This window comes from Sphaerisporangium album (genome assembly GCF_003323745.1).
GTDB classification, from domain to species: Bacteria; Actinomycetota; Actinomycetes; order Streptosporangiales; family Streptosporangiaceae; genus Sphaerisporangium; species Sphaerisporangium album.
Genome location: NZ_QOIL01000006.1, coordinates 161,796 through 173,867, shown reverse-complemented (window position 1 = coordinate 173,867; position 12,072 = coordinate 161,796). Strand labels below are relative to the sequence as shown.

The following is a 12,072-nucleotide window of genomic DNA, read 5'->3' as shown; positions in this document are numbered from 1 at the left end:
CATAGGCACAGCCATAGGCACAGATTCCTGCCAGTCCTGACATGGTCGTTGACGCGGGGGCGTCCTCGGTGGCGATACTCAGTGCACCGGGAGGAGGCGGCGTGGAGGAACAGCGCACGGGACGACGGCCGTACGGCGATCCGGTGTGGCCCACGCCGGAAGAGCCCGAAGAGGAGGAGGGGTTACCGCCCTCGGCCCGCGTGTACGGCAGGCCCGCGCCGCCGTCGCGGGTCGCGGTGCCCGCGTGGGCCAGGCGCGCGGTGCTGCTCGCCGTCGCCGTGGTGGCCGGCACGGCGCTGGTGGCGGGTCTCGTCGCCGTCGTCACGACCGCCGTCCGCGCTCCCGATGAGCCCACGGCCGTGGCGGACGCGACGGCGGGCGTCACCTACCCGTTGCCGCGGGGGTGGATCCGCGGGGCCGTCCCGCCGGTCACGGGATTCACCTCCGTCGCGGCCCTGGAGGACGCCGCGCTGGTCATGGCCCGCCCCGGCGGCGCGGGCGACTCCGTGGCCGTCCTCGGGCCCCGGGCGGCCGCCATCGCGCTCACGGACCTGTACGGGCGGCTGCTGCTCCACGGGGACACCGTGGAGGTCGTCGACGACCGGTGGCTCAGCGTCGGCGGGTACACCGGCCATTCACGGGCGCTTCGCGCGACGTACACCGACGTCGTCAACCGGCCGTCGTACCTGCGGGTGACACTTCTCACCAAGGACGACAGGAGCGTGGTCGTCGTCGGCCTCGCCCAGCCGGACGAGCCGGGGCGGCGCGCCGAGATCGACGCCGTGGTCAACGGGCTCAGATAGCCCGGCGAGCACGGTGAGCCCGGTGCCGGACGGCGGGGCCGCGCCGGGTCGCGGACGCCGGGGGGCTCTCTCGGACGGTGCCGGACACCCGGGCGGTGAATCCGCGGGCGTCGCCGCGTTTGTCGGCCGGCCCCACTAGGGTGGCTTCACTGTGAGGGACCGACACGAGCGCAGCGACAAGATCATCAATGGGGGCGAGGGCCCGGCCGGCCGCCGGAGCCGTCTGAGGAGGAGGTCGGCGTGAGCTCGTTTGCCGCGTCCCATCTGTCACCTTCGTATCCCGACCGCGCCGCGTGGGGCACCGCGCCCAAGCTCCGCGCGTGGCAGCAGGAGGCGTTCGACCTCTACTTCCGGCGCGAGCCGCGTGACTTCCTCACCGTGGCCACGCCGGGCGCGGGCAAGACGACGTACGCCCTGCGCATCGCCAGCGAGCTTCTCGCCCGGGGCACCGTGCAGCGGGTGACGATCGTCACGCCGACCGAGCACCTCAAGCGCCAGTGGGCCGACGCCGCGGGCCGGGTGGGCATCGCCATCGACCCGGAGTTCAAGAACAGCCAGGGGGCGACCTCGCGCGACTACACGGGCGTCGCGGTCACCTACGCCCAGGTCTCCATGCACCCCGCGCTCCACCGCTCGCGCACCGAGTACCGCCGGACCCTGGTCATCTTCGACGAGATCCACCACGCGGGCGACGCCAAGTCGTGGGGCGACGGCGTGCGCGAGGCGTTCGAGCCCGCCGCCAGGCGCCTGGCCCTCACCGGCACGCCCTTCCGGTCGGACACCAACCCCATCCCGTTCGTCACCTACGCCGAGGACGGCGAGGGGGTACGGCGCAGCGTCTCCGACTACTCCTACGGCTACGCCCCGGCGCTGGCCGACGGCGTCGTCCGTCCCGTGATCTTCCTGGCGTACGCCGGCGAGATGCGGTGGCGCACCCGCGCGGGCGACGAGATCACGGCCACGCTCGGCACGCCCCTCACCAAGGACCAGCTCGGCCAGGCATGGCGGGCCGCCCTCGACCCGAAGGGCGACTGGATCCGCCAGGTGCTGCGCGCGGCCGACCGGCGGCTCGCCGAGGTCCGCCGGGGCGTGCCCGACGCGGGGGCCATGGTCATCGCCACCGACCACGAGACGGCCCGCGCGTACGCCAGGCACTTGCGGGCGATCACGGGCGAGGGCGCCACGGTGGTGCTCTCCGACGATCCCGGCGCCTCTGACAAGATCAAGCAGTTCAGCGCCTCCGAGGAACGCTGGCTCGTCGCGGTCCGCATGGTCTCCGAGGGCGTCGACATCCCCCGGCTCGCCGTCGGCGTCTACGCCACCAGCGTGTCCACACCGCTGTTCTTCGCCCAGGCCGTGGGGCGTTTCGTCCGGGCGCGCAGGCGGGGCGAGACCGCCTCGGTGTTCCTGCCCTCCGTGCCCACCCTGATGGGGCTGGCGGGCGAGATGGAGGCCGAGCGCGACCACGTCCTCGACCGCAAGCTCCCCGAGGAGGGCCTGGACGACTTCCTGGTCGAGGAAGCCCAGCAGAAGAAGGACAATCCCGACGTCCTCGGCGACGAGCTGCCGTTCGAGACCGTGGAGGCGTCGGCCACCTTCGACCGCGTCCTGTTCGACGGTGGCGAGTTCGGCACGGCCGCCGCGCCCGGCTCGCCCGAGGAGGAGGACTTCCTGGGGCTTCCCGGGCTGCTGGAACCCGACCAGGTGGCGGTCCTGCTCCGCAAGCACCAGGCCGAGCAGCAGGCCGCCAGGCGGCGTCAGGCGGCCGAGCCCCGGCCCGAGCCGGTCCTGAGCCCCCACGAGGAGATCGCGGCCCTGCGCAAGGAGCTGAACGGCCTCGTCGGCGCCTGGAACCACCGCACCGGCCAGCCGCACGGCGTGATCCACGCCGAGCTGCGCCGCTCCTGCGGCGGCCCCGCGATCGCCCAGGCCACCGCCGAGCAGATCCGCCAGCGCATCGAGACCATCCGCAAGTGGGCCAACCAGCGCTCCCGCTGAGCATCGCGGGGCGTGGCCAGGCATGATCCGGACCTACCGCTGAGGGCGCGAAGGTCGTCGAGCATCGGGATGACATCGCGGACGGTGGGAAGAAGGCGGCAAGGCCGTCGGCCGGGGGAGCCGGGCGGGTTTTCAGTACTCTCGATCCGTGACCAAGGCAGGAAGATCAACTGATGCCCTCCTTCGACAGCGCACGTGACCGCTTCAGGCTCGCCCCGGCCCACCTCGGAGTGCTGGGCTGCCTGTACGAAGGGGTGCCCGTCACGGCCGATCTGCTGACCGCCCGTGACGAGCTGTGGGCCGCCGGGCTTCTCGGAGACGCCGGCGAGGTCATTCCCGAGCTGGCCACCCTCGCCGACGCGATAGCCGAGCCCCTCGTGCTCGTCCACATCGAGATCACCGGCAGCGAGGGGCTGACGCACCACGGAGCCGTAATCGGGAACCACGCCTGCTACGTGTTCGAGGGGTGGCCCGGGGAGGTCGAGTCCGAGTACGTTCCCACCGACCTCGGCACGCTGGTGTGGTCGCTGGCGCGGGTCGTGGGCCTGCGCGACCGGGGGGTCAAGCCTCCGGTCGCCCCCGTCGTGACGACGAAGATCGCGGCCATGGACGCCGGGTTCGCCGCGCTCGGCGGCATGGACCCCACCCGGCTGGACGACACCGCCGGGCGGTTACGGGCGGTGCTGGCCGCCGAGGACGACCTCACCGAGCCCGAGCTGACGATCTTCACGCACCTGTTGTTGCAGCTCAACGGCAACTGGCGGATGACCGCCGCGTGGACCAGCAGGGACGGCGCGGGCACCGACGTCCGCGGCATCACCGTGCTGGACTGCGGCCCCCTCGGCTACTGGCTGCGCGACAGCCCCGCCGAGCCGATCATCCCCGGGACCATCACCCCCGACAGCGATCTGCGCCTGGTCTTCGTCGAGGTGCAGCGCGTGTGGGAGCTGATCGCGAGCCTCCTTCCCGACGCCGACGAGCTGCCGGTCCCGGTCGAGGGGTGACGCCGCCCATCGCCCAGGCCTCGGCCGCGGTCCCGCGGTGATTCGTGCGCCGGGAGGGCCTTCGGCGTGGCACCGGGCGACCCGGGACGCCTATGGCACACTCATCTGTATCAGCGCAGTTCAACGGGGTCTCGGGGGAGCGCCACGTGGAGGAGCAACGGCGGATGACGGTGGCGGTCACCGGCGCGGGCGGCACCGGCGCGGCCAAGCGGTTCCTCGCGGCGCTGCAGGCCGATGACCGGGTCTCGCACGTGGACCTGCTGGTGTCGGCCAACGGGCGCAAGCTGGCCGCGCTGGAGTTCGGCACCGGCGAGGACATGGAGTCGGTGGCGGTGGCGCTGGGCGCCACGTCGGAGAAGATACGGCTCCTGGACCCCGCCGACCTGTCCGGTCCGGTGACCAGCGGAAGTTACCTCTACGACGCGATGGTGATCCTGCCGTGCGCGGTCGGGGTGCTGGGACGCATCGCGAACGGGCTCGCGATCGACCTCATCGAACGCGCCGCGGACGTCGCCCTGAAGGAACGCCGCAGGCTGGTGCTCTGCCTGCGCGAGACGCCGTTGAACCTGGCCCATCTGCGCAACATGGTCGCGGTCACCGAGGCGGGCGCGATCGTGTACCCGATGATCCCCACCTACTACAACGTCCCGGAGACGCTGGCCGAGCTGCAGGAGGAGCTGGTCGAGCGCGTGCTGCAACTGCTCGGGCTCGGGCACACCGACCGTTACCGGTGGGACGGCACCAGCACGCCCGCGCGGCGCGAGCACACCGCGACATCGTAGGCCCGCCCTTGGACGCGGGCCGGCGTCGCCGAGGCGGTCAGGGCACGCGTTCGACCGTGATCATCTGTTCTGGGAGGTTGCCGTGCGTCTCGTCGTCGCCATGACGGGTGCCACCGGCGCGATCATCGGGATCCGCCTGCTCGCGGTCCTGCGCGAGCTTTCGGTGGAGACCCATCTGGTGGTGAGCCGCTGGGCCCGGGCCACCATCGCCGAGGAGACCGCGTACACCGTGCGCGAGGTGATCGGCCTGGCGAGCGTCAGCCATGCGCCGGAGGATCTGAGCGCACCGATCTCCAGCGGCTCGTTCCGCACGGAAGGCATGATCGTCGTGCCGTGCAGCATGAAGACGGTCGCCGGCATCCGCATCGGCTACGCGGACAACCTGGTCGGCCGGGCGGCGGACGTGACGCTGAAGGAGCGCCGCCCGCTGGTCCTGGTGGCGCGCGAGACCCCGCTCTCGACGATCCACCTGGAGAACCTGCTGGACCTGTCCCGGATGGGGGCGACGGTCCTGCCGCCGGTGCCCGCCTTCTACAACCACCCTTCGAGCGTCACCGACGTCGTCGAGCACATCGTCGGGCGCGCGCTTGACCAGTGGGGGCTGGCCCTGCCGACGCTGCGGCGGTGGGAGGGGCCTCGCAAGCACGGGCATGCCCGCGAGCGGCACGCCGTCGCCGTTCCGGCGGAGGACGGCCTCGCCGCTCGGGCGTGAGCACGTGACGCGCGGTCGCCGCTCCGGTGGCGCCGCGAGGGCGACAGGCCCCGGGGTCTCGGGGCTCCGGCGGCTGATCTGCTCGACCTCCTCCAGCTCCACCTCCGGAGAGATCTGACATGGCTTACGCGGATTTGCGGGAGTTCCTCGCCACCTTGGACCGTAGCGGTCAGCTGTTGACGTACTCGGACGCCGTCGATCCCGAACCCGGCATGAGCGCCGCCGCCCGCGCCGTCGCCAACCTCACCGACCGTGGCCCGGCGCTGGTGTTCGACAACATCAACGGCTACGAGCCCGGCAGGTCGCGGGTGGTGCTCAACCTGGTCGGCTCGTGGCCGAACCACGCCCTGATGCTCGGCCTGGACAAGGACACCGCGATCAAGGATCAGTTCTTCGAGTTCGCCCGCCGCTGGGAGGCGTTCCCCGGCCCGGTGGAGCGGCGCGACGACGCGCCGTGGCAGGAGGTGACGGTCGGCGGCGGCATCGATCTGTTCCGGCTGTTGCCGCTGTTCCGGCTCAACACCTACGACGTCGGCTGCTACATCGACAAGGCGTGCGTGATCAGCCGGGATCCCGACGACCCGGACGATTTCGGCAAGCAGAACGTCGGGATCTACCGCATCCAGGTCAAGGACAAGGACCGGCTCGGCATCCAGCCCCTGGCCGCGCACGACCTCGGCCTGCACCTGCGGCACGCCGAGGAGCGGGGCGAGAACCTGCCCATCGTGATCGCCATCGGCAACGAGCCGGTGATCACGACCGTCGCGGGCATGCCGCTCGCCTACGACCAGTCGGAGTACGAGATGGCGGCGGCCATCCAGTGCGCCCCGTACCCGATCACCAAGGCGGCGGCCACCGGGCTCGACGTCCCCTGGGGCTCCGAGGTGGTCATCGAGGGTGAGATCATCGCCGGCGAGCGCGAGATCGAGGGCCCGTTCGGCGAGTTCACCGGGCACTACTCCGGCGCCCGCCGCCAGCCGGTCGTCAAGGTCCACCGGGTGGCGCACCGGACCGACCCGATCCACGAGCAGCTCTACATCGGCAAGCCGTGGACCGAGATGGACTACACGGTCGCGCTGAACACCAGCGTGGTGCTGTACCGGCAGCTGAAGGCGGAGTTCCCCGAGGTGGCCGCGGTCAACGCCATGTACACCCAGGGACTGTTGGGGATCATCTCCGTGCGGCAGCGTTTCGGCGGGTTCGCCAAGGCGGTCGGCCTGCGGGCGATGACCGTGCCGCACGGGCTGGCGTACTGCAAGGTGATCATCATGGTGGACGACACGGTCGACCCGTTCAACCTGCCGCAGGTCATGTGGGCGCTGTCGGTGTACTACCACCCCTTCTACGACACCGTGATCGTCCCCAACGTCTCGGTGCTGGCGCTCGACCCGAGCTCCGAACCGGCCGGCATCACGCACAAGATCGTGCTCGACGCGACCACGCCCGCCCCGCCGGAGACCCGCGGCCACTACACCCAGCTCGTCGCCGACCCCGAGGGCACGGCCGAATGGGAGGACATCATCAGGAGGCTGCTGGGATGACCCCGAACACCACCGTCTGCCCGCGCTGCGACGCGGAGAACGTCCGGGTGCTGACCACCTCTCCGGTGCCCGGCCGGTGGACGATGCACGTCTGCGACACCTGCGTCTACAGCTGGCGCTCCACCGAACCGTCGTCGGTCACCGATCCGCCGGCCTACCCGCCGGAGTTCAAGATCGACCCGGCGGAGATCCCGCACCTGCCCGCCACTCCCGCCGTGCCCCGCCGGCGCTGAGCCGGCCCGCGCCCGCCTGGCACGTCACCCACATGCGGCCCTGCCCCGGCCGGCGCCCGCCCGGGCGGGTCGGGCCGCGGCCCGCGTCAGGTTCCCAGGAAGGGCCGGCGTCACGGGCCGGGTCAGGTCGCCTTGACGATGGGAGCGCCGACGAGCTCCACCCCTGCGCCCCTCAGCTCGGCCAGCGCCGCCTCGGTGGTGTGCGCGGCGACGCCCGCGGTCAGGTCCAGCAGCACCCGCACCGCGAAGCCGTTCGCCGCCGCATCGAGCGCGGTGGCCCGTACGCAGTGGTCGGTGGCGATGCCGACGACGTCCACCCGCCGCACGTCCCGCCGGGTCAGCCACTCGGCGAGGCCGGTGCCGGCTTCGGTGGCGCCCTCGAAGCCGCTGTAGGCGGCGCTGTGGCGGCCCTTGCTGAAGACCTCCTCGACGGTGGAGGTATCGAGGGCGGGGTGGAAGCCGGCGCCGGGGGTGCCGACGACGCAGTGGGCGGGCCAGCTGCGGACGTAGTCGGGGTGCTCGGCGAAGTGGGCCCCCGGGTCGACGTGGTAGTCGCGGGTGGCCACCACGTGCGCGTACGGCTCCGCGGCGACGTGCGGGCCGATCGCCGCCGCCACCCCGGCGCCGCCCGCGACGGCCAGGCTGCCGCCCTCGCAGAAGTCGTTCTGCACGTCGACGATGATCAGAGCCGTGTTCGTCGTGCCGGCGGGGTTCGTCCCGTCGGCCGGGTTCGCCGAGTTCTCTGAGTTCTCCGCGCTCTCCGGGTTCATGGTCGGCCTCGTTTCGTTCGGGTGGCCGGGGAAGCGCCGTCCCGGCCGCCGGGGGATTCAGGGGATATGCCGGGAGGCTTCGCGAAGAGTCCTCCCGAGGAGATCGAGGGAAAACGATCCGAGTAGGCGGCTACGAGAAGACGGTGGGGATCACCGGGTCACCGTGGGAGAGCTGCCGGGCCGGCACGGGCAGCTCGGCCACCGAGGCGCGGTGGCGTTCCCTGGCGGCGTCCAGCGGCTCGCGTCCGACGATCTCGCCGCCGCGGACGAGCGCGTGCAGCAGCGGCCGGGCCCCTTCCGGTGCGGGCGCGTCCGGGGAGGTGGTGATCAGCTCGACGACGGCGGTCCCGTCCTCCAGCGCCCGGAACGCGTTCTTCCTGCCGCCCCGGCTCGGCTTGCCGACCGACCTCTTGGCCACCGGCTGGAGCACGCCGTCGGCGTCCTCGCGGGCGACGAGCTTGTAGACCATGGCCGCAGTCGGGACTCCCGAGCCGGTGACGACCGACGTCCCCACCCCGTACCCGTCGACGGGCGCGGCGGCGAGGGCGGCGATGGAGTATTCGTCCAGGTCGCTGGTGACGACGATGCGGGTGTCCGTCGCGCCGAGCGAGTCGAGCATCTGCCGCACCTCGTGCGCGGCCACGGCGAGGTCGCCGGAGTCGATGCGGACCGCCCCGAGCGCCGGCCCCGCCAGCTCCACCGCCGTGCGCACGGCCTTGGCGACGTCGTAGGTGTCGATCAGCAGCGTCGTGTCCGGCCCGAGGGAGTCGATCTGGGCCTGGAAGGCGTCGTACTCGGAGTCGTGCAGCAGCGTGAACGCGTGGGCGGCGGTGCCGGCCGTCGGCACGCCGTAGACGCTGCCGGCCATGAGGTTGGAAGTGGAGGAGAAGCCCGCGAGGTACGCCGCCCTGGCCGAGGCGACGGCGGCGGCCTCGTGGGTGCGCCGCGAGCCGAACTCCATGATGGGCCGGGAGCCCGCGGCGCCCACCATGCGCGAGGCCGCAGAGGCGATGGCCGAGTCGTGGTTGAGTATGGAGAGGATCACCGTCTCCAGCAGCCCCGCCTCGGCGAACGTGCCCTCCACCACCATGATCGGCGAGCCGGGGAAGTAGCACTCGCCCTCGCGGTAGCCGTGGACGTCGCCCGAGAAGCGGTAGGACGCCAGGAAGTCGAGGGTCTCGTCGTTGACGACGCGGCTCTCGCGCAGGTACGCCAGCTCGGCGTCGCCGAAGCGGAAACCGGCGAGGGCGTCCAGCACGCGCCCGGTGCCCGCGACGACCCCGTACCGGCGACCGCCGGGGAGGTGACGGGCGAAGACCTCGAAGACCGACCGCCGGTGGGCCGCGCCGCCGGCCAATGCGGCCTGTAGCATCGTCAGCTCATAGTGATCGGTAAGCAACGCGCTGCTCATGCCCATCTTCACAAGTCGAAGACTACGACCGGGGTAGGGCAGGATGGGAATGTGGGTAGTACCGCGCCGGCTGAGGTCGAACGTCCGTCGATGGACGTCCGGCCCGATCTCCCCTGGTTGACCATCGTCTGGAACGACCCGGTCAACCTGATGTCGTACGTGACGTACGTCTTCCAGACCGTCTTCGGCTACCCCAAGGACAAGGCGGAGAAGCTCATGCTCGACGTCCACCACAAGGGCAGGGCCGTGGTGTCGAGCGGCACCCGCGAGGAGATGGAACGCGACGTGCAGATCTTGCACTCATACGGCCTGTGGGCCACCGTCCAGCGGGATTCGGCGTGAGCACGGGCTTCAACGCGGGGCTCGGCGGGGGCGTGACGATCATCCTGGACGGCGGCGAGGCGTCGATCCTGCGCTCGCTGGTGTCGCAGGTCCTCGGCCTGGTGCAGCCCGGCTCGACCGGGCAGGACCCGCTGGAGCGCGCGCTCGGCATCGGCGCGGCCGAGAAGCCCTCCGACCCGGTGCTGGCCCGCCTGTTCCCCTCGGCCTACGCCGATGACGAGAAGGCGTCCACCGAGTTCCGGCGCTACACCGAGGCCACCCTGCGCGAGGGCAAGCGCGCCGACGCCGAGACCCTGCTGGAGACCGCCGAGCAGGGGGAGGTCCGCCTCACCGCCGACCAGGCGCAGGCGTGGCTGCGCGCGCTGAACGACGTCCGGCTCGCGCTCGGCGTGCGCCTGGAGGTCACCGAGGAGATCCACGACGAGCTGGCCGACATGGCCGAGGACGACCCGCGCTACCCGGCGTACGTGACCTACGACTGGCTGACCTACCTGCAGGACACACTGGTCCGCGCGCTTTGGTAACTTTCGGGCATGCTGACGATCTCACGGGAACTGGTCGACAAGATCATCGCCCACGCCTGGGCCGATCACCCGGACGAGGCGTGCGGGGTGGTCGCGGGGCCCGCCGGCTCCGACCGCCCGGAGCGGTTCATTCCCATGGAGAACGCCGAGCGTTCGCCCACCTTCTACCGATTCGACTCGATGGAGCAGTTCCGCGTGTGGCGCGAGATGGACGACCGTGACGAGGAGCCCGTCGTCGTCTACCACTCCCACACCGCCACCGAGGCGTACCCCTCGCGCACCGACGTCTCCTACGCCTCCGAGCCGAACGCCCACTACGTGCTGGTGTCCACGGCCGACGCCGACGCCGTGCAGTTCCGCTCGTACAGGATCGTGGACGGCGTCGTCACCGAGGAGGACGTGAAGATCTTCCCCGCCTGACCGGCCCGGCGTCCGCGCGCGGTTTCGGCCATCGGCGCGAACGTCACGACGCTGTAGAGTTGGGAACATGCTGACGATTGACCCGGAGATCGGGAGCGCCGGGGTGCGCCCCGGGCCTTCGTCGCCCGTGCGGACGCACCTTTTCGGGCACACTCCCTGTGCCGTCGTCTACGACTGTTCCTGACCGCAGGAATCCCGTCCTCCCGACGCGTGTTCGCACCCGTTGGGCGCCCCCGTGACGACAAATGACCAAGGAGACTGACCCGCGATGGCCATCGAGGTTCGCATTCCGACCATCCTCCGCACCTACACCGGCGGCGAGAAGTCCGTCAGCGGCGCCGGCGCGACGCTGTCCGACCTGATCGGCGACCTGGAGTCCCGCCACCCCGGCATCAGGGACCGCATCGTCGACGACTCCGGGCTGCGCCGGTTCGTCAACGTCTACCTGAACGACGAGGACGTCCGCTTCCTCGGCGGCCTCGACACCCCGGTGGCCGATGGCGACACCGTCACGGTGCTGCCCGCCGTGGCCGGGGGCGCGCGCTAGTCATGCGCTTCGACTCGCTGATCGAATCGGTCGGGCGCACGCCGCTGGTGGGGCTGCCGCGCCTGTCCCCGTCCCCGGACGTCCGCGTCTGGGCGAAGCTGGAGGACCACAACCCGACCGGCTCGGTCAAGGACCGCCCGGCCCTGTGGATGATCGAGCAGGCCGAGAAGGAGGGGCTGCTCAGCCCCGGCTGCACGATCCTGGAGCCGACCTCGGGCAACACCGGCATCTCGCTGGCCATGGCGGCCCGGCTCAAGGGCTACAAGCTGATCTGCGTCATGCCCGAGAACACCTCCGAGGAGCGCCGCCAGCTGCTGCGCATGTGGGGCGCCGAGATCATCTCCTCGCCGGCGGCGGGCGGCTCCAACGAGGCCGTGCGCGTCGCCAAGGGGCTCGCCGCCGAGAACCCCTCGTGGGTGATGCTCTACCAGTACGGCAACCCGGCCAACTGGCGCTCCCACTACGAGTCGACCGGGCCCGAGCTCCTCGAGGACCTTCCCTCGATCACGCACTTCGTGGCCGGGCTGGGCACCACCGGCACGCTGATGGGGGTAGGGCGCTTCCTGCGCGAGCGGGTGCCCGGCGTCCAGATCGTCGCCGCCGAGCCCCGGTACGGCGAGCTGGTGTACGGGCTGCGCAACGTGGACGAGGGCTTCATCCCCGAGATCTACGACGCCGACGTGCTCACCACGCGCTACTCCGTGACCTCGGCCGACGCGCTGCGGCGCACGCGTGAGCTGCTCGGCGCCGAGGGCATCTTCGCCGGCATCTCCACCGGCTGCGCGCTGCACGCGGCGCTCGGCATGGCGGCCAAGGCGGTGAAGGCCGGCGAGCGCGCCGACATCGCGTTCATCGTGGCCGACGGCGGCTGGAAGTACCTGTCCACGGGCGCCTACGAGGGCACCCTGGACGAGGCGGAGGACCGCCTGGAGGGCCAGCTCTGGGCTTAGCGCCCGTCACGACCGTACGCCGAAGGGCCGGCCAC

At 71.6% G+C, this 12,072-nt stretch carries 14 protein-coding genes; 12 read left to right on the top strand and 2 right to left on the bottom strand.

Annotated elements, in window-relative coordinates; all coding sequences use genetic code 11:
* Positions 1-101: 101 nt before the first annotated feature.
* The 7 genes from DQ384_RS12870 (at position 102) to DQ384_RS12840 (ending at position 7,073) form a co-directional block, all read left to right on the top strand.
* Positions 102-803 carry a hypothetical protein gene (locus DQ384_RS12870; RefSeq protein ID WP_114028993.1) on the top strand — a complete coding sequence of 234 codons (702 nt, stop codon included), beginning with the start codon at positions 102-104 and terminating at the stop codon, positions 801-803.
* Between the two features lie 240 nt (positions 804-1,043).
* A complete protein-coding gene (locus DQ384_RS12865; RefSeq protein ID WP_114028992.1) occupies positions 1,044-2,801 on the top strand; it encodes a DEAD/DEAH box helicase in 1,758 nt (585 codons plus the stop codon).
* A gap of 173 nt (positions 2,802-2,974) precedes the next feature.
* A complete protein-coding gene (locus DQ384_RS12860; RefSeq protein WP_114028991.1) occupies positions 2,975-3,805 on the top strand; it encodes a hypothetical protein in 831 nt (276 codons plus the stop codon).
* A 146-nt stretch (positions 3,806-3,951) separates the two neighbouring features.
* Complete coding sequence (locus DQ384_RS12855) at positions 3,952-4,587, top strand: UbiX family flavin prenyltransferase (protein WP_220182912.1); 636 nt, start codon at positions 3,952-3,954, stop codon at positions 4,585-4,587.
* An 82-nt stretch (positions 4,588-4,669) separates the two neighbouring features.
* Positions 4,670-5,299, top strand: a complete 630-nt coding sequence (locus DQ384_RS12850; protein WP_114028989.1) for a UbiX family flavin prenyltransferase — start codon at positions 4,670-4,672, stop codon at positions 5,297-5,299.
* 119 nt (positions 5,300-5,418) lie between these two features.
* Entirely contained in the window at positions 5,419-6,840 is a 1,422-nt protein-coding gene (locus DQ384_RS12845) for a non-oxidative hydroxyarylic acid decarboxylases subunit C (protein ID WP_114028988.1), read from the top strand.
* Entirely contained in the window at positions 6,837-7,073 is a 237-nt protein-coding gene (locus tag DQ384_RS12840; protein ID WP_114028987.1) for a non-oxidative hydroxyarylic acid decarboxylases subunit D, read from the top strand. Before DQ384_RS12845 ends, DQ384_RS12840 begins: the two co-directional genes overlap by 4 nt.
* Positions 7,074-7,195: 122 nt before the next feature.
* On the opposite strand, the gene DQ384_RS12835 is transcribed toward DQ384_RS12840, so the two are convergent.
* Both DQ384_RS12835 and DQ384_RS12830 read right to left on the bottom strand, forming a co-directional pair.
* Complete coding sequence (locus DQ384_RS12835) at positions 7,196-7,843, bottom strand: isochorismatase family protein (protein ID WP_114028986.1); 648 nt, start codon at positions 7,841-7,843, stop codon at positions 7,196-7,198.
* 130 nt (positions 7,844-7,973) lie between these two features.
* Complete coding sequence (locus DQ384_RS12830; protein ID WP_114028985.1) at positions 7,974-9,260, bottom strand: nicotinate phosphoribosyltransferase; 1,287 nt, start codon at positions 9,258-9,260, stop codon at positions 7,974-7,976.
* A gap of 45 nt (positions 9,261-9,305) precedes the next feature.
* Here DQ384_RS12830 and clpS point away from each other — a divergent pair, with 45 nt between their 5' ends.
* From clpS to DQ384_RS12805, 5 genes are all read left to right on the top strand, one after another.
* The gene (gene clpS, locus DQ384_RS12825) at positions 9,306-9,596 is read left to right on the top strand and encodes an ATP-dependent Clp protease adapter ClpS (protein WP_114028984.1); all 291 of its coding nucleotides are present in this window, start codon (positions 9,306-9,308) and stop codon (positions 9,594-9,596) included.
* Positions 9,593-10,120 carry a DUF2017 domain-containing protein gene (locus DQ384_RS12820; RefSeq protein WP_114028983.1) on the top strand — a complete coding sequence of 176 codons (528 nt, stop codon included), beginning with the start codon at positions 9,593-9,595 and terminating at the stop codon, positions 10,118-10,120. Before clpS ends, DQ384_RS12820 begins: the two co-directional genes overlap by 4 nt.
* A gap of 9 nt (positions 10,121-10,129) precedes the next feature.
* Positions 10,130-10,540 carry a M67 family metallopeptidase gene (locus DQ384_RS12815; protein WP_114028982.1) on the top strand — a complete coding sequence of 137 codons (411 nt, stop codon included), beginning with the start codon at positions 10,130-10,132 and terminating at the stop codon, positions 10,538-10,540.
* 268 nt (positions 10,541-10,808) lie between these two features.
* Complete coding sequence (locus tag DQ384_RS12810) at positions 10,809-11,087, top strand: MoaD/ThiS family protein (protein ID WP_114028981.1); 279 nt, start codon at positions 10,809-10,811, stop codon at positions 11,085-11,087.
* Between the two features lie 2 nt (positions 11,088-11,089).
* Positions 11,090-12,037, top strand: a complete 948-nt coding sequence (locus tag DQ384_RS12805) for a PLP-dependent cysteine synthase family protein (RefSeq protein ID WP_114028980.1) — start codon at positions 11,090-11,092, stop codon at positions 12,035-12,037.
* Positions 12,038-12,072: the final 35 nt, after the last annotated feature.